The organism is Kineosporia succinea, assembly GCF_030811555.1.
GTDB classification, from domain to species: domain Bacteria; phylum Actinomycetota; class Actinomycetes; order Actinomycetales; family Kineosporiaceae; genus Kineosporia; species Kineosporia succinea.
In genome coordinates, this window is record NZ_JAUSQZ010000001.1 from 110,381 (window position 1) to 132,919 (window position 22,539).

Annotated in this window: 23 protein-coding genes; 13 read left to right on the forward strand and 10 right to left on the reverse strand. The window is 71.0% G+C overall.

From position 1 onward, the window contains the following. The first annotated feature begins 104 nt into the window (after positions 1–104). Entirely contained in the window at positions 105–1,799 is a 1,695-nt protein-coding gene (locus J2S57_RS00535; RefSeq protein ID WP_307236760.1) for an L-lactate permease, read from the forward strand. Positions 1,800–1,906: 107 nt separating this feature from the next. Here the strand turns inward: J2S57_RS00535 and J2S57_RS00540 are convergent, their stop codons facing one another. Further along, on the reverse strand, positions 1,907–2,608 hold the full coding sequence (locus J2S57_RS00540; protein WP_307236763.1) for a GntR family transcriptional regulator: 702 nt from the start codon (positions 2,606–2,608) through the stop codon (positions 1,907–1,909). A gap of 850 nt (positions 2,609–3,458) precedes the next feature. Here J2S57_RS00540 and J2S57_RS00545 point away from each other — a divergent pair. The 3 genes from J2S57_RS00545 to J2S57_RS00555 all read left to right on the forward strand — a co-directional run bounded on the left by J2S57_RS00545 (position 3,459) and on the right by J2S57_RS00555 (position 5,844). After that, positions 3,459–4,274 (forward strand): class I SAM-dependent methyltransferase, encoded by an 816-nt coding sequence (locus J2S57_RS00545; protein ID WP_307236768.1) that lies wholly within the window; start codon positions 3,459–3,461, stop codon positions 4,272–4,274. Positions 4,275–4,449: 175 nt separating this feature from the next. Continuing rightward, positions 4,450–4,965, forward strand: coding sequence for a tryptophan-rich sensory protein (locus tag J2S57_RS00550; RefSeq protein WP_307236771.1), 516 nt, complete (start codon positions 4,450–4,452; stop codon positions 4,963–4,965). A gap of 471 nt (positions 4,966–5,436) precedes the next feature. Further along, the gene (locus tag J2S57_RS00555) at positions 5,437–5,844 is read left to right on the forward strand and encodes a hypothetical protein (protein WP_307236774.1); all 408 of its coding nucleotides are present in this window, start codon (positions 5,437–5,439) and stop codon (positions 5,842–5,844) included. A gap of 19 nt (positions 5,845–5,863) precedes the next feature. On the opposite strand, the gene J2S57_RS00560 is transcribed toward J2S57_RS00555, so the two are convergent. Then, entirely contained in the window at positions 5,864–7,489 is a 1,626-nt protein-coding gene (locus J2S57_RS00560; RefSeq protein ID WP_307236777.1) for an acyltransferase family protein, read from the reverse strand. Between the two features lie 94 nt (positions 7,490–7,583). On the opposite strand from J2S57_RS00560, the gene J2S57_RS00565 reads away from it, so the two are divergent. Beyond that, entirely contained in the window at positions 7,584–8,711 is a 1,128-nt protein-coding gene (locus J2S57_RS00565) for a glycerate kinase (RefSeq protein ID WP_307236780.1), read from the forward strand. Here J2S57_RS00565 and J2S57_RS00570 read toward each other — a convergent pair. Continuing rightward, entirely contained in the window at positions 8,708–10,168 is a 1,461-nt protein-coding gene (locus J2S57_RS00570) for an aldehyde dehydrogenase family protein (RefSeq protein WP_307236784.1), read from the reverse strand. The two genes, J2S57_RS00565 and J2S57_RS00570, sit on opposite strands and share 4 nt — an antisense overlap. A gap of 180 nt (positions 10,169–10,348) precedes the next feature. On the opposite strand from J2S57_RS00570, the gene J2S57_RS00575 reads away from it, so the two are divergent. Beyond that, positions 10,349–12,751 (forward strand): sensor histidine kinase, encoded by a 2,403-nt coding sequence (locus tag J2S57_RS00575; protein WP_307236787.1) that lies wholly within the window; start codon positions 10,349–10,351, stop codon positions 12,749–12,751. Positions 12,752–12,989: 238 nt separating this feature from the next. Continuing rightward, positions 12,990–13,535, forward strand: coding sequence for a GrpB family protein (locus J2S57_RS00580; protein ID WP_307236790.1), 546 nt, complete (start codon positions 12,990–12,992; stop codon positions 13,533–13,535). Here J2S57_RS00580 and J2S57_RS00585 read toward each other — a convergent pair. The 5 genes from J2S57_RS00585 to rpmB all read right to left on the reverse strand — a co-directional run bounded on the left by J2S57_RS00585 (position 13,532) and on the right by rpmB (position 15,633). After that, positions 13,532–13,702, reverse strand: a complete 171-nt coding sequence (locus J2S57_RS00585) for a hypothetical protein (RefSeq protein ID WP_307236793.1) — start codon at positions 13,700–13,702, stop codon at positions 13,532–13,534. The two genes, J2S57_RS00580 and J2S57_RS00585, sit on opposite strands and share 4 nt — an antisense overlap. A 17-nt stretch (positions 13,703–13,719) precedes the next feature. Beyond that, positions 13,720–14,397, reverse strand: coding sequence for an alpha-ketoglutarate-dependent dioxygenase AlkB family protein (locus J2S57_RS00590; RefSeq protein WP_307236796.1), 678 nt, complete (start codon positions 14,395–14,397; stop codon positions 13,720–13,722). Next, complete coding sequence (locus tag J2S57_RS00595; protein WP_307236799.1) at positions 14,394–14,732, reverse strand: metal-binding protein; 339 nt, start codon at positions 14,730–14,732, stop codon at positions 14,394–14,396. The genes J2S57_RS00590 and J2S57_RS00595 overlap by 4 nt, the downstream gene beginning before the upstream one ends. 359 nt (positions 14,733–15,091) lie before the next feature. Beyond that, positions 15,092–15,397, reverse strand: a complete 306-nt coding sequence (gene rpsN / locus J2S57_RS00600) for a 30S ribosomal protein S14 (RefSeq protein ID WP_307236803.1) — start codon at positions 15,395–15,397, stop codon at positions 15,092–15,094. Further along, a complete protein-coding gene (rpmB, locus tag J2S57_RS00605; RefSeq protein ID WP_307236807.1) occupies positions 15,397–15,633 on the reverse strand; it encodes a 50S ribosomal protein L28 in 237 nt (78 codons plus the stop codon). Before rpmB ends, rpsN begins: the two co-directional genes overlap by 1 nt. Before the next feature lie 80 nt (positions 15,634–15,713). Here rpmB and J2S57_RS00610 point away from each other — a divergent pair, with 80 nt between their 5' ends. The 3 genes from J2S57_RS00610 to J2S57_RS00620 are packed head-to-tail and all read left to right on the forward strand — an operon-like array spanning position 15,714 to position 17,228. After that, positions 15,714–16,808 (forward strand): GTP-binding protein, encoded by a 1,095-nt coding sequence (locus tag J2S57_RS00610; RefSeq protein WP_307236809.1) that lies wholly within the window; start codon positions 15,714–15,716, stop codon positions 16,806–16,808. Between the two features lie 52 nt (positions 16,809–16,860). Then, the gene (ykgO, locus tag J2S57_RS00615) at positions 16,861–16,983 is read left to right on the forward strand and encodes a type B 50S ribosomal protein L36 (RefSeq protein WP_307236812.1); all 123 of its coding nucleotides are present in this window, start codon (positions 16,861–16,863) and stop codon (positions 16,981–16,983) included. Continuing rightward, positions 16,983–17,228, forward strand: a complete 246-nt coding sequence (locus J2S57_RS00620; RefSeq protein ID WP_307236815.1) for a type B 50S ribosomal protein L31 — start codon at positions 16,983–16,985, stop codon at positions 17,226–17,228. The genes ykgO and J2S57_RS00620 overlap by 1 nt, the downstream gene beginning before the upstream one ends. Positions 17,229–17,285: 57 nt before the next feature. Here J2S57_RS00620 and J2S57_RS00625 read toward each other — a convergent pair whose 3' ends face one another. Together J2S57_RS00625 and J2S57_RS00630 are read right to left on the reverse strand one after the other, a co-directional pair. Then, entirely contained in the window at positions 17,286–18,887 is a 1,602-nt protein-coding gene (locus J2S57_RS00625) for a YibE/F family protein (RefSeq protein ID WP_307236818.1), read from the reverse strand. A 117-nt stretch (positions 18,888–19,004) separates the two neighbouring features. Beyond that, positions 19,005–19,196: a hypothetical protein gene (locus tag J2S57_RS00630; protein WP_307236822.1), complete on the reverse strand. Its 192-nt coding sequence runs from the start codon at positions 19,194–19,196 to the stop codon at positions 19,005–19,007. A gap of 252 nt (positions 19,197–19,448) precedes the next feature. Here J2S57_RS00630 and J2S57_RS00635 point away from each other — a divergent pair, with 252 nt between their 5' ends. Genes J2S57_RS00635 through J2S57_RS00645 form a run of 3 tightly spaced genes read left to right on the forward strand, consistent with a single transcriptional unit; the run spans position 19,449 to position 22,539 of the window. Further along, positions 19,449–20,771 carry an ABC transporter substrate-binding protein gene (locus tag J2S57_RS00635; RefSeq protein WP_307236826.1) on the forward strand — a complete coding sequence of 441 codons (1,323 nt, stop codon included), beginning with the start codon at positions 19,449–19,451 and terminating at the stop codon, positions 20,769–20,771. Then, entirely contained in the window at positions 20,771–21,664 is an 894-nt protein-coding gene (locus J2S57_RS00640) for a carbohydrate ABC transporter permease (RefSeq protein ID WP_307236829.1), read from the forward strand. The genes J2S57_RS00635 and J2S57_RS00640 overlap by 1 nt, the downstream gene beginning before the upstream one ends. After that, entirely contained in the window at positions 21,661–22,539 is an 879-nt protein-coding gene (locus tag J2S57_RS00645) for a carbohydrate ABC transporter permease (protein ID WP_307236831.1), read from the forward strand. Before J2S57_RS00640 ends, J2S57_RS00645 begins: the two co-directional genes overlap by 4 nt.

The window sequence follows — 22,539 nt, forward strand, 5'->3', positions numbered from 1 at the left end:
AACTTTGCCTCTTGGACCACACCTAGCGCTTTCCGGCCCGGGCCCGGGCGCGCACGCTGGACGGACCTGAACCTCCGGACCACACCGTCGTGCGTGGAGGCATCGTGTACCGACAGGAACTCGACCCGCTGGCCGGCAGCCTGGCCGCCTCGGCCCTGTTCGCGGCCGTCCCCCTGCTCGTGCTGTTCGTCATGCTCGGCGTGTTCCGGGTCAGAGCCTGGCTGGCGGCGCTGACCGGGCTGGTGCTGTCACTGCTGGTGGCCCTGCTGGTCTGGTCGATGCCGGTGGGCCAGGCGCTGCTGGCCGCCACCGAGGGAGCGGCGTTCGGGCTGTTCCCGGTGATGTGGATCGTGGTCAACGCCATCTGGGTGTACGAACTCACCCGGCGCTCAGGGCATTTCGACGTGCTGCAGCGCGCGTTCTCGGGGATCAGCCCGGACCGGCGCATCCAGGGCGTCATCATCGCGTTCTGTTTCGGGGCCCTGCTCGAGGCCCTGGCCGGGTTCGGGGCTCCGGTCGCGATCTGCTCGGTGATGCTGGTCGCGATCGGCCTGAGCCCGCTCAAGGCGGCGACGACGGCGCTGGTCGCGAACACCGCGCCGGTCGCGTACGGGGCGGTGGCGACGCCGGTGATCACCCTGGCCCAGGTGTCGGGGTTGCCGTTGCGGGACGTGAGCGCGATGACGGGCCGGCAGGTGCCGTTCCTGGCGCTGATCGTGCCGTTCCTGCTGCTGTACCTGCTCGACGGACGGCGGGGGCTCCGCGAGGTCTGGCCGGTCGCCGCCGCCTCCGGCGTCGCGTTCGCGGTCGCCCAGTTCGCGGTGTCCAACTACGGGCCGGTCGAGCTCAGCGACATCGGCGCCGCGTTGCTGTCGGCGGGTGCGGTGCTGGTTCTCCTGCGCGTCTGGTCACCGGCACCGATCACGGACGACGCGGCACCTTCCCCTCTCCCCTCACCCGACCACCACGAAAGTCGTGTGGGAACGGGAGGTGCCGGGGCGTCCACCATCGACCCCTCCCCCGTGGACCGCGCCGGGGCGGGCCCCGACCCGGCTGACGGTGCGCGCGAGCGGCTGCTGGCGTTCGCGCCCTACGTCATCGTGATCGTGCTGTTCAGCCTCGTGGCGATCCCGGCGGTGAAGAGCAGGCTCTCGGAGGCCACGGTGCTCTTCGGATGGCCGGGCCTGGACGTGCTCCGCCCGGACGGCAGCGAACTGGCCCTCACCACCTTCAAGTTCGACTGGCTGGCGACCGGCGGCACGGTGCTGCTGCTGACGGGGGTGCTCACCGGGCTGGTGCTGAAACTGCCCGTCGCGGAATGGGTACGGGCCTACGGTGCGGTGCTGGTGCAGTTGCGCACGGCCATCCTGACCGTGGTCGCGGTGCTGGGGATCGCCTACGTCATGAACACGTCGGGCATGACCGGGACGCTCGGTTCCTGGCTGGCCGGAGCCGGCGGCTTCTTCGCGCTGCTGTCGCCGTTGCTGGGCTGGTTCGGAACGGCCGTGACCGGGTCCGACACCTCGTCGAACTCACTGTTCGGGGCGTTGCAGGTGAGCGCGGCGGCCGAGACCGGCCTGGATCCGGTGCTGCTCGCGGCCTCGAACGGATCCGGTGGTGTCCTCGGCAAGATGGTCAGCCCGCAGAACCTGGCCATCGGGGCCGCCGCCGTGGGCCTGGCCGGACGCGAGGGCGAGCTCTTCCGCGCGGTGCTCAAGGCCACGGTGATCCTGCTGCCGGTGATGTGCCTGCTGGTGGTGCTGCAGGCGTCCCCGGTCCTGAGCTGGATGGTGCACTGACGCCGGCCACCTGGTCCCCGCGCGCGGACCTTCGGGCGCCCGCCCCACACTCTGCGCCCCCTCACCCCACGACCTCTCGCGCCGTGCCTTCTGCCGCCGCTCCCGCTCTACGTGAGGTCGCCCGGCCTCGAGGCCGCGTGACGCCCGAACTCGGCCACGGCCCGGTCGATGTCGCGGCTCTCCAGCAGGTCGAGCAGGTCCCGGTGCCACTGAGCCGTGCGCCGCAGGTCACCGACGTGGAACGGATCGCCGATCACGCCGAGCAGGTAGAAACTCGACTCCAGCACCGTCCACGCCCGCAGCAGGTACGGATTCTCGGCCGCCTCGACCACGTGCCGGTGGAACGCCAGATCGGCCTCCCGCAGGGCGAAGGCGTCGTCGGCCGCAGCGGCGGCGTCCATCGCCTCGACATCACGGTTCAGCCGCCACTGAGCCACCGTCGTCCACTGCAGGATCGCCTGCCGCGCCGCCTCCGCCTCGAGCACCGCCCGCACGCTGCGCGCCGCCGCGGCCTCCCCCTCGGACACCTCGGCCACGAAACTTCCCCGCCGCGCCTGGTAAACGGCCAGCCCTTCGTGCACCAGACGTTTCACCGCATCGCGCACCGGCGCCTGACTCACCCCGAGCCGGCGCGCCAGGTCGGACTCCACCAGCCGCTGGCCGGACTCGATCTCCCCCCGCACGATCGCCCGGCGCAGGTGCCGATGCACCTGGTCGGACAGCAGCTCCCCGTTCATCAGCAGCGTGGGCAGCTTGCCCAGCCCCGGCCCCCCGACCTCGTCGCCCTGGCCCGGTACCTCTGCGGTCACGGCAACCTCCTGGTCAGCCTTCTCCGGGTCGGCCCTGAGGCCCCCAGAACGATCCATGCCCCGAGAGGAGCCAGTCTCCCCCAGAAATCCCGGCCACCCGAGAAGCCCTCTCCGCAAGGCCCCTTCACAAGCCCTTCGCCGAAAGCCTGCCCGCACCATACCCGGCGCTCCCACCCGACGCTCCCACCCAGCACTCCCACCCAGCATTCCCATCCAGCGTTCCCGCCCGGCGTCCTTACCGCCCGGCGTCCTTACCGCCCAGCATCCTTACCGCCCGCACTCCCGCCCGGCGCTCCCACTGCCCACGTCCTCACCCAACGTTCGACCGAACCCCGCGTCCCACCCGTCGCTCCCACCCGGCGTCCCCGTCGCTCCCGCCCGTCGCTCCCACTCACCGCTCCCACCCACCGCTCCCACTCGGCGTCCCGTCGCTCCCGTCCAACGCTCCCCAACAGCCCTCTTCCCACCGATACCCCCGCTCGGCACCCCCGCTCGGCGCCACCGTTCGGCGCCACCGTTCGGCGCCACCGTTCGGCGCCACCGTTCGGCGCCACCGTTCGGCGCCACCGTTCGGCGACCCCAACACACTCTCCCGATGTCCCTCTGTCCTCCGCCGGTTCCGGCGTAAGCGCAGCTCCCGCTCCCACCAGACCGGACGCGGTGCTTTCGATTATCGATAATCGAAAGCACCGCACTTCGATCGACCAGGCCCTCCGAGCACCGGGGATCGACGAGGCGGAACGAGTAGCGACGGGCGCCGCTCACAGCCGGTCGGGCTGGGGCAGGCGGGGCGTCCGGGAGGCTTGTGGCCGCGTCCGGTAACGGTCAAAAGGCTTGCTAGAATAGGCAAATGGGTGACGGGGTGGGTGGAGGGCCAGGGCGGCGCAGCGTCCGCACGGTGGAGGATGCGCTGCGGTTGCTCGACGGCATGTTCCCGCCGTCGGCCGACCGCTGGAGCGAGGCGACCGGGGGTTCCTGGTGGGACGGTTTCTACACCGATCGCGAGCGCGGGGTCCCGTTTTTCGCGGACAAGCCTGACGAGAATCTGGCGGGCTGGGTCGAGGGCAGCGCGCTGCGTCCTGGTCGGGCGCTGGATCTCGGGGCCGGGCCCGGGCGCAATGCGCTGTACCTGGCGTCGCGGGGGTTCAGCGTCGATGCCGTCGACCTGTCCGAAGAGGCGGCCGGGTGGGCGCGGGAGCGGGCGGCCGAGCGGGGGCTGCCGGTGAACGTCGTGGTGGGTGACGCTTTTGCGGACGGGGTGGTCTCCGGTCCGTACGACCTGGTCTACGACTCGGGTTGCCTTCACCACCTGCCGCCGCACCGGCGGGTCAGCTACCTGGCGCTGCTCGAGCGGGTACTGGCGCCCGGTGGGCACTTCGCGGTGACCTGCTTCGCGGCCGGGCGGATGGGCTCGGACGAGGCCGATGCGGATCTGTACCGGCGCGAGTCGCTCGCGGGCGGGCTCGCGTTCTCGCCCGACGACCTGCGCTGGCTGTTCCAGCAGTTCGACGAGGTCGAGATCCGGCCGGTACGCGCGCAACCCGAGCACTCGGCCTGGTTCGGGCTCGACTTCCTGATCACCGGGCTGTTCGCGAGCCCGGCTCGCCCCGCAGACCCGGGAGACCCCGCAGACCCGGCAGACCTCGTGGGCCCGACGAACGGGTGAGGCCTGCGAAGCGGTGGGCCCGACGAACGGGTAAGGCCTACGAAGCGGTGGACCCGACGAACAGGCGAGGCCTACGAACAGGCGAGGCCTACGAACAGGTGAGGCCTGCGGTCTGAAACCCGACCGGGGCGGTTGCCGAGGTGCGCGGGGGCTGGCTGTCGCCGAAGCTGGGCGGGTGAGCAACGCGTCCACCATTCTGCGAAGTGCCCTCAAACCCGCAGCTCTGACTGCCGGGCTGATGCTCGCGGGCACGGCGGCAGGCCGGCCCGACGACCCGGAGTACTACCGCTCCCTGCGCCAGGCCCCCTACGCCCCACCGCCGGTCGCGTTCGGGCCGGCGTGGGCGATCGCGAAGCTGGGCTGGTCCGTCGCCACCGTGCGGGCCTCGCGCTCGGTCCAGGGTCGCGACCGCAAGCGTCTGCTGGCCCTGGCCGCCGTCGACGCCGCTGTGTACGTGAGCTTCTCGTACGCGTACTTCCGCCGTCGCAGTCCCGTGCTCGCCGCCGCCTGGACCGCCGCCGACGCCGCTGTCACCGCTGTCTCGCTGCCCCTGCTGGCCCGCCACGACAAGGTCGCTGCCGCCGCGCTGCTTCCCCAGGCCGCCTGGCTCGGGCTGGCCACGCCGGTCGCGATCTACCAGGCTCAGGCCAATCCCGATCCGATCTTCGGCGACCGTCTGGTCTCGCGCTGACCGTGGGGACCAAGCTGACCGTGGGGACCACGCTGACCGTGAGGACCACGCTGACCGTGGGGGCCATGCTGACCACGGGGGCCATGCTGACCACGGGACTCCGCTGGCCGTGCGGACTCCGCTGACCGCGGGTACCGGAGGGCGCGGATGCCGGCATCCGGTCACGGACGCTGTGGTCAGGTCACGGACGCTGTGGTCCGGTCACGGACGCTGTGGTCCAGTCACGGACGCTGTGGTCCGGGCCGGGGACGCTGTGGTCCGGGTCGGGGGCCTTCGCCGGCCTCGGGGCGGCCGGCTGGTCTCGCGCCGACCGTGGACGCGCCGGTCACGGTCGTTCCCGGCTCGACGGTCGTCGGGAACGGGCACTGGAAGCCCGGAAAATGCCGGGCTGACGTCAAGCTTGGCGGAGGGGCCGGTTAAGGCTTGGGCAAGGCGCTTCTCCGGGCCCGGGGGTGTCGGGATACTCGCGACGTGTCCCTCCCCCAGCGTTCCTCCTCGCGAGCCCGGTCCTCGGTCCTGAAGACGGCCCAGATCCCGGCCCTCGTTCCCGCCCTGGTCGCCGCCTGCCTTCTCATGACGGGCTGCACCGGCGGCTCCACCGAGCAGGACGCGTCCAGCTCGAGCAGCCGGGCCGGTCAGGGCAGCCAGGCCGATCAGGGCAGCGAGGCCGCCAAGGGGAAGGCCTGCGAGGAGTACCGCGACCTGTCCTCCCAGGTCGACGCCGCGAGCGCCGAGGCCCAGGACCTCACCGTCAGCACCGCCGAGGACGGCAAGAAGGTCACCGAGCTGATGACCAAGGTCAGCGACCTGACCGAGAAGGCGGACGCGGCCTACGCCCTCTGCTACGCGGAAGGCGTCGCGTCACCCGCGGCTCCCTGACCTGCCCCCCTGCAGCAGCTCAGAGGCTGTGCCGTCCCCGCCGCAGCTGGGGCATGAACGGGATGATCTGCGCGTCCTGAGTCTGCGAAGTCTGCGAAGTCTGCTGGTCGGCCGCATCGGTGCGCCGGGTCCGGCCGGACCGGGAACGGGACGCCCGGGAGCCGTTGGTCAGCGCGCTGTCGCGGTACACCTGGGCCACGGCGATGGGCACCGTCTCCGAGGTCGCCGTCACCGCACCGGGATTCGCGAGCGACGGGTTCACCGGCCCGGGGTTCACGAATCCGGGGTTGAGGAGTCCCGGATTCACCGTCCCGGCCGGGACCGCGCGGTTCACCGACCGTGCCGACCGCAGCGGCGAGACCCGGGCCCAGCCCGGATCCCCGGCGCCGGGCGACTCAGCCCCGCGCGACTCGACGCCGCGCGCCTCAGCACCGCGCGACTCGGCTTCATGCGCCGCGGCGCCGAACAACCCGGCGCCGCTCGACTCGGCCGGAACCGGCGGGGCCTGGATGCCGGAGGCTTCCCGGGGTCCACCCATCGAGGGCACCGTGAGACCGGGCGTCGAGGTGACCCGCTGCCCGTCGTCCACCATCGCCGTCGCCACCGGGAGCTGCGGCACCCGCTGGAACCGCGACTTCAGCCGCAGGATCGGCTTCTCGAAGAAGTACCAGGACGCTGCCGCCGCCCCGATCGCCAGGACCCCGGCGATCGCGCGTTCCCGGCCGGTGAGAGCCCGGCCGTGCGGTTCCAGACTGATGAACACCCAGTTCCAGAGATAGAGACCGTACGAGATGGTGCCGAACCAGCGCAGCACCGGGTTGGCGAGCACCGTGAGCGTCGCCGCCCCGAGCACGAGCAGCGCGCTGACCAGCACCACCGGGAACATCAGCAGCGTGGCCTCACGCCAGTCGGCCTGCGGCAGCCGGGTCAGGAACAGCGGCGCCAGGCAGACCAGCACGAGCCCGCCGGCCGCCGCCGGGGTGGGCACCCGCAGCCGGGCCTGGGACTGCACCGAGCAGGCCACCAGACAGCCGGTGAGCAGGAAGATCGCGTTGCTGTCGGGCGAGTAGTAGGTCCAGTCGTAGCTCAGCAGCGCGATCGAGACCACGTGCCACACCAGCGCGACGACCCAGATGTTGCGCACCGTCCGGGTGATCCGCCCCCGGTCCCCGCGCGCCCGGCCGATGATCAGGCTCAGCAGCAACGGCCAGACGAAGTAGAACTGCTCCTCGACCGACAGGCTCCAGGCGTGCGCGAGCACCGAGACGTGCCCCGTCGCGCTCTCGAAGTCCTGCACGTAGAACACCGTGGACAGCAGCCCGGGCAGGATCGAGTGCAGGCGCGGGTCCTTCGCCACCCACAGCACCAGCGGCGTGAGCACGACCAGGAGCAGCAGCGCCGGGAAGAGCCGCAGGGCCCGGCGGGCGTAGAAGTCCGTCCAGCTGATCTTCCCGAACCGGTCCCGCTCGGCCAGCAGCAGACTGGTGATCAGGAACCCGGACAGGACGAAGAAGATCGCCACGCCCGCGGGTCCGAGAAGCTCCGCGTGGTAGCTGCTCACGTGCGAGACCACGACCATCAGCACCGCGAGGCCGCGCAGGCCGTCGAGTGCCGGGATCCGGTGGTGTGCACTGGTCGATGTCACGATCGAGACTATGAGCCTTGCGGAGGCGGAGCGTTAGCGTTTCTCCCGAGGAATGACCCGAATGGATGATGGCTGCGCCGAAGGAGCTGCTCCTATGCAAGATCGCTGTGTGCTCGTGGCCACCGACAAGTTCAAGGGCTCGCTCGACGCCCCGACCGCCAACGCGGCGATCGCCCGCGGGCTGCGTTCGGTGCTCCCGCAGGCCGACGTACGGACGCGCGGGGTCGCCGACGGCGGCGACGGCACCCTGGCGGTGCTGCTGGAGAACGGGTTCGAGGCGGTTCCGGTCGACGTCACCGGGCCGACCGACGAACCCCGCCGCTCGGTCGTCGGGCACCGCGGTGACGAGGCGTTCGTCGAGCTGGCCGAGATCTGCGGGCTGGCCCGGCTTCCGGGCGGCACGCTCGCCGGGATGCGCGCCACCACCCGAGGCCTCGGTCTGGCCGTGCGGGCGGCCCTCGACCTGGGCGTGCGCCGGGTGCACGTCGCGATCGGCGGCAGCGCCTCCACCGACGGCGGGCTCGGCCTGCTCACGGCCCTGGGCGCGACGGCGACGGACGCGGACGGGCACCCGGTCACGCCCGACGCCTCGGGTCTGCTGCGCGTGGCCCACCTCGACCTGACCGGACTCGACCCCCGCCTCGCCGAGGTGGAGGTGATCGCCGTGACCGACGTCCGCAATCCCCTCACCGGACCCGACGGGGCCGCCCACGTCTACGGACCGCAGAAGGGCCTCGACGCGTCCCTCATTCCGGAGGTCGACGCGGGAATGGTGCGCTGGGGCAAGCTTCTCGAGGCGGCCTCGCCCACGTTCTCCCCCGACACCCCGGGAACGGGCGCCGCCGGCGGCGTCGGCGCCGGCCTTCTCGGCGGGCTCGGGGGACGCCTCACCCCGGGCGCGCCCTACGTGCTCGACACCATCGGCTTCGACGCCGACCTGGCCGCCGCCGACCTGGTGGTGACCGGCGAGGGCTCCTGGGACGAGCAGAGTCTGCAGGGCAAGGCGCCCGCCGAGGTGCTGCGCCGCGCCCACGCCGCCGGGGTGCCCGCCGCGATCGTGGCCGGGCGGGTCACCGGGCGCGAGGGGCTGCCGGAGCTGGGCGTGCGGTCGGTGACGGCGCTCGTCGACCTGGTCGACGATCCCGCCGTCGCCATGCGCGATGCCGAGCGGTTGCTCGAGGACGCGGGGGCACGGCTGGGCGGCTGGCTCACCAGGGCCTAGAACGGGTAGACGGGCAGGTCTCCGCGCAGCGTCACCCACTGGGTCTCGGTGAACGCCTCGATGTTCGCCGCCGCGCCCCCGGCCCGGGAACCGTTGCCGGAGGCCCCGACTCCGCCGAACGGCGCGACCGCCTCGTCGTTCACGGTCTGGTCGTTGATGTGCACCAGCCCGGCCGGGACGCGCTCCGCGAGCGCCAGCCCGGCGTACACGTCGTCGGTGAGAATGCCCAGGGAGAGCCCGTACTCGGAGCCGCCCGCGAGGGCGACCACCTCGTCCACCGACCCGAAGGCCGTGACCGGGGCGACCGGCCCGAAGATCTCCTGCTGGTAGGCGGGCGCCTGCTGCGGCACCCGGCCGAGCACCGTCGGGCGGTAGAACAACTCGTCGTAGGTGCCGCCCGTCAGCAGCTCCGCCCCCGCGGTGACGCTCATCGTGACGAGCTCGTGCACCCGGTCGCGCTGCCCGGCGTCGATCAGCGGACCGAGCGCCACCTGTTCCCGGAACGGGTCTCCCACGGGCAGTTTCGCGACCCGGGAGGCGAGTGCCTCGGCGTACGCGTCGGCGACGGACTCGTGCACCAGGTGCCGGCTGGTGGCCATGCAGATCTGCCCGGAGTTGAGGAACGTGCCCCACGCCCCGACCCCGGCGGCCTTCTCCACGTCGACGCCCGGCATCACGACCAGCGCCGAGTTGCCGCCCAGTTCGAGGTGCGCGCGCTTGAGGTGCTGTCCCGCGATCGCGCCGACCGCCCGCCCCGCCTTCGTGGAACCGGTGAACGCGACGACCCGCACCTCGGGGGCCACGATCAGGGCCTCGCCGACATCCGCGCCCCCGGGGAGCATCTGGAAGACGCCCTCGGGCACCCCGGCCTCCTCGAACAGGCGCGCGAACAGCACGCCTCCGACCAAGGCGGTGCGCGGGTCGGGCTTGAGGACGACGCTGTTGCCGAGCGCGAGAGCCGGGGCGACCGCGCGGATCGCCAGGATGGTGGGCACGTTGAACGGGGCGATCACCCCGACCACCCCGACGGGCAGGCGACGGGCGAAACTCAGCCGCGGCGCCCCCGTCCGCAGGAGCTCGCCGTAGGGATGGCTGGGCAGCGCGGACGCCTCGTAGCACTCCTGCGCGCTGGTGTGAACCTGGAAGTCGCCGAACGGCGGGATGGTTCCGGCCTCGCGCGACAGCCACGCGCGGACCTCGTCACCGTGCTGGGTGAGCAGGTCACCGGCGCGGCGCAGCACGGCGGCACGTTCCTCGAACGAGGTTGCGGCCCAGGCCTTCTGAGCGGCCGCGGCGCGCCGCGTGGCCTCCCTCACGTCGTCGGGCGTGGCCCGGCCGACCTGCGTGATCGTCTGCCCGGTGGCCGGTTCCACGCAGTCGTAGGCCCCGCCGGAGCCGTCGGTCCAGGAGCCCGTCCAGATCTTGCCGGGCCAGGAGGTGCTGTCCAGCAGCGCCATCGGATCGCCTTCCTGCTCGAGGAGCTCGTCCAGGATCTGGGCGCCAGCATAGGGGCCCCGGCCCGGCGCGGCTGTCCGTCACTCGCCCGGCGGCTGCCGCCCTCAAGCCCGGCACCGGACCGGTCGACGGGAGAGGGTTGCACGACGTTGCACGTTGCACGACGTTGGATGGGGACGACGATGGCTGCGGTTGGCCCGGTGTTCGCGGCAGGCCCGGTGCTGGAGGACAGCCCGGTCTTCGACCCGCACCGCATCCGCGCGGTCGAGGGCACCGGCCTGCTGCACCGCCCGCCGGTGCCCGGACTGGAGCGGCTCACCCGTCTGGCCGCGCGGCTGCTGAACGCGCCGGTGGTGCTGGTCTCCCTGGTCACCGGTGAGCGCCAGGTGTTCGTGAACCAGCTGGGTCTGCCCCAGCCCTGGGCCGAGGCCGGCGAGACGCCGCTCACCCACTCGTTCTGCCAGCACGTGGTGGACACCGACGCACCGCTGGTCGTCACCGACGCGCGCGAGGACCCGGTGCTGAGGACGAACCGGGCGGTCGACGACATCGGCGTCATCAGCTACGCCGGGATGCCGATCCGGCTGGATTCCGGCACCTACGGCTCGTTCTGCGCGATCGCCGGCGAACCGCGCGAGTGGACCCAGCCGGAGCTCGACATCCTCGAGGACCTGGCCGCGGCCGTGGCCTCGGAGATCGCCCTGGAGCAGAGTGCCCGGGAGGCGCAGGACGCGTCGGCGGGCCTGCGCGCGATCCTCACCGCCACGAACGACGCCTATCTGTCGGTGGACGTGGACGGTGTGGTCCTGGAGTGGAACCCGTCGGCGGAGCGGCTGTTCGGTTTCACCCGGGAGATCGCGGTGGGCAGCCGGCTCGACGGGCTGATCGTGCCGGCGGGGGCCCAGAACGCCTACGTGGACGCCCTGTTCCCCGGTCTGGACGACGACGGCGAGGGGGTGCCGTCGTTGCGGGACCGGGCCGAGCTGCCCGCGATCGACCGGCACGGGCGCACCTTCCCGGTGGAGATCTCGGCCCAGGTGACCCGCACCGACACCCGGCCGGTGTGCCACGCGTTCGTCCACGACATCAGCGCCCGCCGGGCCGACGAGGAGGCGATGCGGCGTCAGGCCGAGCTGATCGACGCCGCCCCGGCCGCGATCGTCGTGCGGGACATGGACGGCACGATCCGATCCTGGAACCGCGGCGCCGAGGACATGTACGGCTGGCCGGCCCAGGCGGTGATCGGCCGGAACATCCACCGGCTGCTGAACACGAACTTCCCCAAGGGACTTCCGGAGATCGAGACCGCGCTGCTGGCGACCGGCCGCTGGCAGGGCGAGCTGCGGCACCGGCGTTCCGACGGCGCGGTGGTCGTGGCGCTGAGCCAGCACGTGCTGCGCTCGACCGCGGACGGCACCGGGCACGAGGTGATCGAGACCAACACGGACATCACCGAGCGCCGGCACGCCGAGGAGCGGCTCGGGGCCAGCGAACGGCAGTTCCGGGTGCAGTTCCACCAGGCCACGATCGGGCAGACGATCATCGGGCTGGACGGGCGCTTCATCCGGGTGAACGACGCCTACGCCCGGATGCTCGGGTACGGCCCGGACGAGATGATCGGGATGCGCAACGTCTCGTTCACGCATCCGGACGACCAGGCGCGCACCGCGCGGCAGCTGGCCGGTCTGTACTCCGGGGAGTACGACTCCTACGAGCACACCAAGCGGCTCGTGCACCGGGACGGGCACTCGGTGGACGCTCAGGTCGGCGTGCGGCTGGTACGGGACGCGGACGGGCAGCCGCTGCACCTCATCGGATTCGTTCAGGACATCACCGCGCAGCTGGTGATCCAGCGCGAGCGCGATGTCGCGCTGGCCACGCTGGGGCGGCGCAACCACCAGCTCGAGGACACGAACTCGGAGCTGGAGGACGCCAATCAGCTCAAGCTCGACCTGATGGGCATGCTGTCGCACGACATCGGGGCGCCGCTGAGCACCATCGTGGGCTACGGCGAGATCCTCACCGAACCGGGCCAGCCGGAGGCGGTCTCGGGGATGGCAACGAAGATCGTGAAGGCCGCGCAGCGGATCGACCAGCTGCGCCTGAACGTGCTGTCGATGTGCAGCCGGGACACCAGCAAGCTCCAGGCGCACCGGGAGGTCGTGCCGTTGCGGGAGGCGCTGCGCGAGGCGGTCGAGGCCAGCGACCAGGTGGTGCCGGTGACCTGCCCGGAGCACGTGTCGGTGCTGGTCAATCCCGAGCACCTGCAGCAGGTCGTCACCAATTTCCTGACCAACGCCACGAAGTACGGCGGTGGGGCCACGGCCGTCACCGTCGTCACGGAGCCGGGCTCGGCCACCATCGGGGTGCACGACAACGGGCCCGGAGTGCCGGCGGACGTGCGGGAGCACCTGTTCGAGCGGTACACCCGGGCGGCGGACGCGGGGGCCGGTGGGGCGGCCGGTCACGGGCTCGGGCTGCACATCGTGGCGAGTCTGGCCGAGGCGAACGGTGGGAGCGTGGGGCACCACGACAACCAGCCGAACGGGAGCGTGTTCACGCTGCGCCTGGAGACGACGCAGTGATCGGCCCTGGGCGCCGGGCCGGCAGGGACGCCGAACGACGCTGACTTCGAGGTGGGTCCGGTGCCCCGGCAGCAGCAGGCCTCGGGCGTGGAGCGTTCCGACGCCTCCGACGGGCCGCCGGCCAGGCGTAGCGCCCGCCACCTGCCCTCTCGTCGCAAACCGGTTCGCCGGCCGATTTCCCGTTCGGTGGTGATTGCCCCGGTGATCCGATGAGGGGCGATCGCGGCATACTGTTCATGTGACGTTTGAGCTCATCGGCGGCCCGGAGAAGCGCGAAATCGTCCTCGTCGGATACAACGACTCCTGGCCCTCGATGTTCCGGCAGGAACATGCCAAGATCGTCGCCGCGCTGGGCGAAAAGGCTTTCCGCGTGGATCATGTCGGCTCCACGTCGGTGCCCGGCCTGACCGCCAAGCCGATCATCGACATCGACGTCAGCGTGGTCGACGCCGACGACGAGCCCGACTACCTGCCCGCCCTGGAGTCCGCCGGCTACCAGCTGCGGGTGCGCGAGCCCGACCACCGCCTGGTGCGCACGCCCGAGCTCACGGTGCACGTGCACGTCTGCTCGGCCGGCAGCGAGTGGGAGCGCAGCCACCTGCTCTTCCGCGACTGGCTGCGGCAGGACAGGTCCGACCGCGACGCCTACGCCGGCCTGAAGCTCAGCCTGTCGCAGCGCGACTGGCCCGACACGAGCGCCTACGCCGACGCCAAGGCCCCGCTCATCGCGGCGATCACCGACCGCGCCGAGTCGTGGGCCGCCGCGACCGGCTGGGCGGTCTAGGTATCCAGCACCAGCCCGGGCAGCTCGCCCAGGTCACGGATGACGTGGATTCCCCTGACATCCGGCACCCGCATCCCCGCGCCACGGTTGAGCCACACCCCCGTGAGCCCTGCGTCCCGGGCACCCACCGCGTCGAGATCGAAGAGGATCCCGTCGAACGTCGGCACGTCGCTCTCCGCCGCCTTCAGCCCGGCAGCCCGGTCACGCGCATCGTGATGTTGATGCGGCCCCGCTCGAGCCCGCACCCGTCGGGGGCCGTGCCCGGGTAGATCTTCGGAATCCCGTGATACGCCAGCCGCGACGGGCCACCGAACACGAACAGGTCGCCCGACGCCAGATCGATGTCTTCGTAGGGCCGGCCGCGGTTCTCGGTGTTGCCGAAGCGAAAGCGGCAGGTGTCACCGATCGACAGCGACACCACCGGGGCGAGCGAGGACTCGTCTTTGTCTTGGTGCATGCCCATGCGGGCGTCGTGGTCGTAGTAGTTCACCAGCGCCGTGTCGGGGTGGTAGATCTCGCCGGCGGCGACTCCGGCACCCTCGCCGACCTCGGCGAGCGCCCGCCGACCGAGCCGCACCATCCAGTCGGGGAAGTCGAGCACCCGGTTGCCGTTCACGTCGACCGCCTCGCGCGAGTACGCGTACGGACGCCAGTGCCAGCCCAGGCAGACCGTTTTCACACTCATTTCGTGCCCGTTGACCACGGCACCCCGGATCGGCACCGGGCCCGCCGCCCACTCCCGGAAACGTGCCGTGATCCACGACTGCTGCCGCAGCGTGAGCCACCCGGGGACCCAGTGCGCGCCCGGCGCCACCTCGCGCCGCGGACGCTCGAACAGCTCGTCACCGAACAGCGTGCTCACGACTGCCCCTCCTCCACAGCCGGCTCCTGACCGGCACCTCGCGGGGCCACCCCCTGGGATTCGCGCCAGGCCCGGTACTTCTCGGGCAGGCAGGCTCCGCACGGCCGGTACCCGGCCCCGATCGCCACGGCCTCGGAGGCGAAGAACACCCGGTGCCTCACGTAGCCGCCCTTCTGCCCCGACCTGCAGTTCGCCACCGCCCGCAACGCCGACGGGCAGTCGAGCCTCCCGTAGACCTTCAGCCGCCGGTGCCCGCCCAGCAACCCGGGCACCGCTGACCGGTAGAGCCGACCATCGGCACCGAGCAGCGTATACACCGCCTCCCCCTCACCCACGGGTTCCCTCCCCCTGACGCCCACCACCCCGTCACCAGGTAAACGCCACCGGCACCCCGATTGTGAGGTCACCCCCCAACCTTTTTCCGGCGGATCGTGACCGCCCGCAGCAGGCGAGCACCAAGAGGGCGCAAGCAGGTCCCGGGCAGCGCGGTGGCGGTCTTCGAGGCGGCGGAGCGCGGCAACACCCGCTATACCCAAACGGCATAGGGGGTGTTGCCACGCTCGGGCCGAAGTCACCTCAGCAGATGCCACCGGGCGTCTCAGGCAACACGAGCAACAGGGGACGCGACAGTGGGGTCAGGCGGGCGGCTACAGGGACACCCGGCGAGACCCGCCGGCGAGACGACCGGGGCCCCTCACCAGCTCGACTTGGTGACGCCGGGAAGTTCGCCCCGGTGGGCCATCTCGCGGAAGCGGACCCGGGAGAGGCCGAAACGGCCCAGGTGGCCGCGGGGGCGTCCGTCGACCATGTCGCGGTTGCGCAGGCGGGTGGGCGAGGCGTTGCGCGGCAGCCGGCGCAGGGCCGCCAGGGCCTCGAGCCGCGCGGCCTCCGGCACGTGCGGGCTGACGCTGACCCGCTTCAGCTCGAGGCGACGCTCCGCGTGACGGGCGACGATCTCACGGCGTTGCGCGTCCCGGGCGATCTTGCTCTTCTTCGCCATCAGAGCCTCACCCCGCGGGCGAGGATCTCGCGCACCACGGCGTCGACACCCCGGCGGTCGACGGTCTTGATGCCCCGGGCGCTGACCGTCAGCGTGACGCTGCGCCCGAGCGAGGGCACCCAGTAGCGCTTCGACTGGATGTTGGGGTCCCACCTGCGCTTGGTGCGGCGATGGGAGTGGGAGATGGAGTGACCGAAGCCGGGAACGGCCCCCGTCACCATGCACACGCGGGACAAGATCTACCTCCAGAACCGGGAATGAATCAGCCTCAGGCTAGCTTATTGAAAACGATTCTCAATCTGCCTAAGGTGTCCGCATGCCCGACGTCCCCGTCCTGACCGTCACCTCGATCGACCCGGTCCTGCGTGACAGTGCCATCGCCGCCCTGCTTCTCGACCTGCCCGACGCCGTGGCCGTACGTCACGACATCACACCGGACGGGTACCTGCACCGCGTCGTCCACGACTGGAGCGGGGTCCGGGACCGCCACACCCAGCCCCTGGATCACGGCTGCCTGTCGTGCGCCCTGCGCGCCGACCTGCTCCCGGTGCTCCGCGGCCTGATCGGTTCCCCGCGGCAGCCCGCGCAGATCGTGGTCGGCCTGCCGGTCAGCGGCGAGCCGCACCCCCTGGTGCACGCGCTCCAGCCCTGGCCGGGCGCGGGCCTGGTGCCCGGGGCCCGGGCCGCGGCGGTGATCGCGACCGCCTCCCCCGCCGCCCTGACCGACGACCTGTTCGGCGACGACCTGCTCGCCGAGCGCGGTCTCGAGCTGAACCCCGACGACCGCCGCTCGGTGGGCGAGGCCCTGGCCACGCAGCTCGAGTACGCGGACGCCGTCCTGTTCGACGCCCCCGCGGGCCGACGCGAGCACGACCTGCTCGACCACCTGACCGGACACCGAAGGCCAAGAAGCGTCATCACGGAGGTGGACACGACCGGTCTTGTCGCCGTCCACCGTTCACCCGACGACCCGAGAGGTGACCTGACCCGCCTGCCCGACACCCACCCAGCCGACACCCGTGAGGTCTGGTCGATCGACCTGCACTCGCACAAGCCCTTTCATCCCGAACGCCTGCACGCCGAGCTGGAGGCGCTGGGCGACGGGCCGATCCGGGCGCGAGGCACGTTCTGGCTGCCGGGCCGTCCCTCGGTCGTGGGCGTCTGGGACGGCGCGGGGGGCCAGCTCAGCATCGGCGCCGCCGGGAACTGGCCCGGCGAGGTGCGTTCCACCCGTCTGCGGGTCACCGGCATCGGCCCGCAGCGTGAGTCGGTCGGCCGGGCGTTCCACCGGGCCCTGATGACCGACCGCGAGATGGAAGGAGGCCTCGAGCGCTGGGACGGCCTCGACGACGGATTCGGCCCCTGGCTCGGCGACGAGGACGAGGCCGGCATCGACGACCTCAGCGCCTGAGCGGGCCGGTCCTGCACACACCCAAGCCCCCGTCCCCGATGAGGAGAAGGTCATGAAGGTCCGCGCGTCCCTGAAATCCCTGAAGGACAAGCCCGGTTCGATCGTCGTACGACGCCGCGGCAAGGTCTTCGTCATCAACAAGAAGAACCCTCGATGGAAAGGACGGCAGGGCTGATGAAACCCGGCATCCACCCCGAGTACCGCCCGGTCGTGTTCCGCGACCGCAGTGCCGGCACCGCGTTCCTCACCCGGTCCACCGCGTCCCCCAGGGCCACGGTCACCTGGGAGGACGGCAACGAGTACCCGGTCGTCGACGTGGAGATCTCGAGCGCGAGCCACCCGTTCTGGACCGGCCGCGCCCGCACCGCCGACACCGAGGGCCGCATCGCCCGCTTCGAGAGGCGTTACGGCAAGCAGTAAGCCGATGGTGGACGCGCCGGTGAGTCCGGCGCGTCCGTCGCCTTCCGGCCGGTCACGTCAGTGAGACCTCCGGGCGCCGCCGTCCCGACGGCGGCGCCCGGAGCGGTCCCGGCGAAGCTCACCGGTGACCGGGGAGGCGGAACGGTCGTACGGGGCCTGGTCGTACGGGGCCTGGTCGTACGGGGCGGCGCTGTCAGCGCCATCGCCGACCTGGGCCTCGGCACGCGGCTGGGAACGGCCGTCCCGCCGGTCGCGCGACGACGCCACGACGACCGCGGCCACGCCGGTGGTGAGCGGGATCGACAGGATGAGCCCGATCGAGCCGACCAGGGTGCGGACGATCTCCTCGGCGATCTGCCCACTGGTGAGCACCTGTCCCAGCGGCTGGTGGTACAGGTCGATGAGGATCAGCGTGGGCAGCGCCGCACCGGCGTAGGCGAAGGCGATCGTGTAGACGGTGGACGCCAGGTGGTCTCGCCCGACCCGCATCCCGCTGACGAACAGCTGGCGGACTCCGAGGTCAGGGGCGTGGGCCCGCACTTCCCAGACCGCGGAGGCCTGGGTGATCGTGACGTCGTTGAGCACACCGAGCCCGGCCACGATGATCCCGCAGAGGATGACGCCGGACAGGTCCGACTGCCCCGTCAGCTGGGCCAGGGTGTAGTTCTCCTCGGAGCTGAGGCCGTTGAGGTGCCCGATCCGCGACGCCCAGTCCGCGAGCCCGGCGGTCAGCGCCAGGCCGAAGATGGTGCCCAGGAGAGCGGTCGTCGTCTTGGCGGAGACCCCGTGGGCCAGGTACAGCACCACCGTCATCACCGCGATCGACCCGATCAGGGCCACCGCGACCGGGTTCTCACCGAGCCTCAGCGCCGGCAGCATGAACTTGACCACGGCCAGATAGCTCAGCGCCAGCCCGACCATCGCCGCCAGCCCCCGCAGCCGGCCGACCGCCACCACCAGCACCGCGAAGCCCACCGCCAGCAGGGTCAGCGGGAAGCCACGGGAGAAGTCGATCCAGGCGTAGACCGTTCCGTCGGGCAGGGCGTCGGGCGGGTCCGAGGCGGCAGCACCGCCGGCCGGGTCGTCGCCGGAGGCAGCCCTGTCATCAGAGGCAGCCGAGGCAGCGTCGTCGCTCGAGGCAGCGTCGTCGCTCGAGGCAGCGTCGTCGCTCGAGGCAGCGTCGTCGCTCGAGGTGCCCGCGCCCGAGTCGGTGCCCGTGCTTCCCGGGTCCGTGAGCGCCTCGCCCGGGTACCGGGCCACGCGGATGGTGTCGCCCGGGCTGATGCCGGCCCGGTAGACCTGGGGCGGGACCTGCACGGTGAGCGCCTCGCCCTGGTCGGGTCCCGAGTCGATGCGCACCGCCGCCGAGGCGCACAGGGCGGTCAGAGGGATGGAGCCGTCGGGGAGCCGGTCGCTCGACGAGCTCTCGCACTCCGACGCCGAGGTCGACGTCACGGTCGCGCCGTACACGTCTTCCGACACGTCACCGAGCGTCGACACCTGCCGCGCGACCGGCGGCGTCCCGCTCGGCCACAGCATCACCATGCCCACGACCGTCGCCACGAGCAGAGGCACCAGGACGGCCAGCAGCCAGATGAGCGCGCGGCGCCCGATCGTGAAGTCGTCGCTCCCGGCACCGTGCGAATGATGGGAGCCCATGGACGCGAAGGTAATGAGAATGCTTTTCACTGTCCACCCGGCCCCCGTCCGACGCCGGAGACCGGCCGGGATCAGGCCCCGGGAAGACCTGCCGCACAGCGAGAATCAGCGGGTGACCTACACGGCCGCGGGCTCGGCCGACGGTGCCGGTCCCGGCTCGACGTCGGCAAGCGACGAGCAGGCCACGACCCACTCCCCCACGGTCTTGCGATGCTCCCCACCCCGCCAGCCGCACTCCGGGCACTTCGGCCCCATCAGCGAGGTCAGATCCTCGTCGGACAGGGCAGGGATCGGGGCGCCGGGCATCATCCGAGCACCATGACACCAATCGGTGTCACAAACCGCCGACCGGACGTCACCCGGAGCGAGATTCATCCGAAGGGACGACCACGACCGTTCGTCGCCAGACTTGTCACGTCTGTCGCTTTCGGCGCAGGTTTACCGCTAATTTCCTTTACCGGTAATCCTGCGGAAAGCGCAGGCCAGGCATCGGAGTGGATGCCCCCACTCCCGCATCCGGGATCGCCGCGATCACCGGGGGAACTACAAGGAGGTAGTGCCGTGGGACAACGACGCATCGTCACCGGCAGCGCACTGGCGCTCACCGCGACCCTGCTCCTCGCCGCCTGCAGCGGGGGCAGCGACTCCGCCGGGAGCAGCGAGGACATCGACACCGCCCCCAAGGGCGACGGCCAGACGCTGACCATCTGGACGTACGAGAGCGCGGACAGCGCCATGGGCATCGCCTGGGACAAGGCGATGGAGAAGTTCACCGCCGAGACCGGCGCCAAGGTCGACTTCCAGCTCAAGAGCTTCGAGCAGATCAACCAGAGCGCCAGCCAGGTGCTCAACTCCGACTCCGCGCCCGACGTGATGGAGTACAACAAGGGCAACGCCACCAGCGGCCTGCTCTCCAGCCAGGGCCTGCTCACCGACATCGGCCCGGCCGTGGAGGCCTACGGCTGGGGCGACAAGCTCAGCTCCACCCTGCAGACCACGGCGAAGTACAGCGACGCCGGCGTGATGGGCACCGGCAACTGGTACGGCATCCCCAACTACGGCGAGTACGTCCAGGTCTACTACAACAAGGACCTTTTCGAGAAGTACGACCTCGAGGTGCCGACCACCCTCGACGAGTTCACCACCGTCCTGCAGAAGTTCAAGGACGAGGGCATCACCCCGCTGTCCGAGTCGGCCTCGGAGTACCCGCTCGGCCAGCTCATCTACCAGCTCGCCCTGCTCAACGCCGACCGCCAGTGGGTCACCGACTACCAGACCTACACCGCCCCGGCCGATTTCCACGACGCGAACTGGACCGCCGCGGCCACCACCGTCAAGGAGTGGGTGGACAAGGGCTACATCTCCAAGAACGCGACCGGTATCAAGGCCCAGGACGCCGGTGACGCCTTCACCGCCGGCACCAACCCGATCTTCTTCTCCGGCAGCTGGTGGCACGGCACCTTCGAGAAGGACGCGAAGTTCGACTGGGGCACGTTCCTTTTCCCGGGCGCCACGATGTCGCCCGGCTCGTCGGGCAACCTCTGGGTGGTGCCGGAGAAGTCGGACGCCAAGGACCTCGCCTACAAGTTCATCGACATCACCATGTCGCCCGAGATCCAGAACCTCCTGGGCAACAACGGCGGGGTGCCGGTGGCGGCCGAGGACGACGCGATCACCGACGAGAAGTCCAAGGAACTCATCACCAACTTCAACAAGCTCAGCGAGCAGGACGGCCTGGCCTTCTACCCGGACTGGCCCGCCCCCAGCTTCTACGCCGACCTGAACTCCAGCCTCCAGGAACTCGTGAACGGCACGAAAACCGTTGACCAGGTCCTGGACCAGATGCAGGCCGACTACGACAAGGGCACCGAGGAGTACAAGTAGTGACCTGGGAGAGCCGTAAGGGCTACTGGCTCTACCTGATTCCCGGCGCGCTGCTGCTCACCGTCATCATCGTGGTGCCGCTGGGGTGGAACGTCTACCTCAGCTTCACCAAGTACCGGGGCATCAAGCCGCCGACCTGGATCGGGCTGGAGAACTGGCAGAAGCTGTTCCAGGACGAGGAGTTCTGGGCGTCGTTCCAGCACAGCATCGCCATGGTCGTGGCCATGGTGGTGCTGCCCACCCTGATCGGGCTGGTGCTCGCCTCGCTGCTGTTCGACCTGGTCGGCCGCCGCTTCGGCGGGAAGGTGGTGGGCCTGCTGCGCGCGGTCTACTACCTCCCCCAGATCCTCCCGATCGCGATCGCCGCGATCGTGGTCGGGTGGATCCTGCGGCCCGACGACGGCGCGCTCAACGAGGTGCTGACGGCGATCGGCCTCGGCGGCCACAACTGGCTCGGCAGCCCGGACACCGCCCTGCTCTCGGTCGGCGCCGTGCTGGTCTGGATCCAGATCGGTTATCCGGTAGTTGTTTTCATGTCCGCCCTGCAGCGCATCGACCCGCAGCTGTACGAGGCGGCCGAGCTCGACGGGGCCAACTGGTGGCAGCGCTTCCGGGCCATCACCCTGAGCGGCATCCGCCCGGAGATCTTCGTGGTGGTGCTGACCTGCACGGTGGCCGCGCTGAAGGTGTTCGGCCCGGTCTACGCCCTCACCCGCGGCGGCCCGGGCAGTTCCACGATCGTGCCGAGCTACTACTCCTACACCGAGTTCTTCACCGCCCAGCAGGTCGGGTACGGCGCCACCATCGCCACGGCCCTCACCGTGGTCGTGCTGGTCGTCGCGATCTTCTTCGTGCGCGCCCAGTTCCGCCTGGCCGACGAGGAGGAACGATGACCACCACCGAGGCAGAACCGACCACGACCACCCCGACGAGACAGAACAGAAGACGCCGCACCGGCTGGGAGTGGCTGGCCCTGACCGCCACCGTCCTGATCGCCCTGGTCATGGCCGCCCCCCTGCTCCTGGTGCTGCTCAACGCCTTCAAGTCTCCCGAGGACTTCGCCGGCAACGGCCCGCTCGGTCTGCCCACGGGCCTGTACTTCGACGGCGTCAAGACCTTCTGGGACGCGGTCAACTTCCCGGAGAAGGTCTGGAACAGCATCCTGATCTCCGGCTGCGTCGCGATCGGCGGCGTGCTGGTCTCGGTGCTCAACGCCTACGCCCTGGGCATCGGGCGGATCCGGGGCCGGATGTGGGTGCTCATCGCCTTCCTGCTCGCCACCATCGTGCCGCAGGAGGCCCTGCTCTACCCGCTCTACATCATGTTCAAGAACGTCGGCCTGTACGACACCGTCTGGTCGGTCGTCATCGTGTTCATCGTGATCCACGGCGCTTTCGGCACCTACCTGCTGGCCAGCGTCTTCGGCGCCTTCCCGCGCGAGCTGCTCGAGGCGGCGGCTCTCGACGGGGCGAGCCGGTGGCAGATCCTCTGGCGCGTGGTGGTTCCCGTCTGCCGCCCGACCCTGGCCGTGCTGGCCGTGTTCTTCTTCATCTGGACCTGGAACGAGTTCCTGATCCCCCTGTCGTTCCTGGTCAGCGAGAGCAACCAGACCGTGCAGGTGGGCATCGCCACGCTGCAGGGCGAGCGGATCATGAACGTCACCACGATCAGTGCCTCCGCCCTCCTGGGCATCGCGCCGACGCTGATCTTCTTCCTGGTCTTCCAGCGCACCCTGACCCGCGGGCTCACCGCAGGCGCGATCAAGTGA

What these genes read in the sequence shown, in the direction of transcription:
- J2S57_RS00545 (WP_307236768.1), top strand. Translation starts at nt 3,459, where the DNA reads ATGGGTGACGGGGTGGGTGGAGGGCCAGGGCGGCGCAGCGTCCGCACG.
- J2S57_RS00565 (WP_307236780.1), top strand. Translation starts at nt 7,584, where the DNA reads ATGCAAGATCGCTGTGTGCTCGTGGCCACCGACAAGTTCAAGGGCTCG.
- J2S57_RS00570 (WP_307236784.1), bottom strand. Translation starts at nt 10,168, where the DNA reads ATGGCGCTGCTGGACAGCACCTCCTGGCCCGGCAAGATCTGGACGGGC.
- J2S57_RS00575 (WP_307236787.1), top strand. Translation starts at nt 10,349, where the DNA reads ATGGCTGCGGTTGGCCCGGTGTTCGCGGCAGGCCCGGTGCTGGAGGAC.
- rpsN (WP_307236803.1), bottom strand. Translation starts at nt 15,397, where the DNA reads ATGGCGAAGAAGAGCAAGATCGCCCGGGACGCGCAACGCCGTGAGATC.
- J2S57_RS00610 (WP_307236809.1), top strand. Translation starts at nt 15,714, where the DNA reads ATGCCCGACGTCCCCGTCCTGACCGTCACCTCGATCGACCCGGTCCTG.
- ykgO (WP_307236812.1), top strand. Translation starts at nt 16,861, where the DNA reads ATGAAGGTCCGCGCGTCCCTGAAATCCCTGAAGGACAAGCCCGGTTCG.
- J2S57_RS00620 (WP_307236815.1), top strand. Translation starts at nt 16,983, where the DNA reads ATGAAACCCGGCATCCACCCCGAGTACCGCCCGGTCGTGTTCCGCGAC.
- J2S57_RS00625 (WP_307236818.1), bottom strand. Translation starts at nt 18,887, where the DNA reads ATGGGCTCCCATCATTCGCACGGTGCCGGGAGCGACGACTTCACGATC.
- J2S57_RS00630 (WP_307236822.1), bottom strand. Translation starts at nt 19,196, where the DNA reads ATGATGCCCGGCGCCCCGATCCCTGCCCTGTCCGACGAGGATCTGACC.
- J2S57_RS00645 (WP_307236831.1), top strand. Translation starts at nt 21,661, where the DNA reads ATGACCACCACCGAGGCAGAACCGACCACGACCACCCCGACGAGACAG.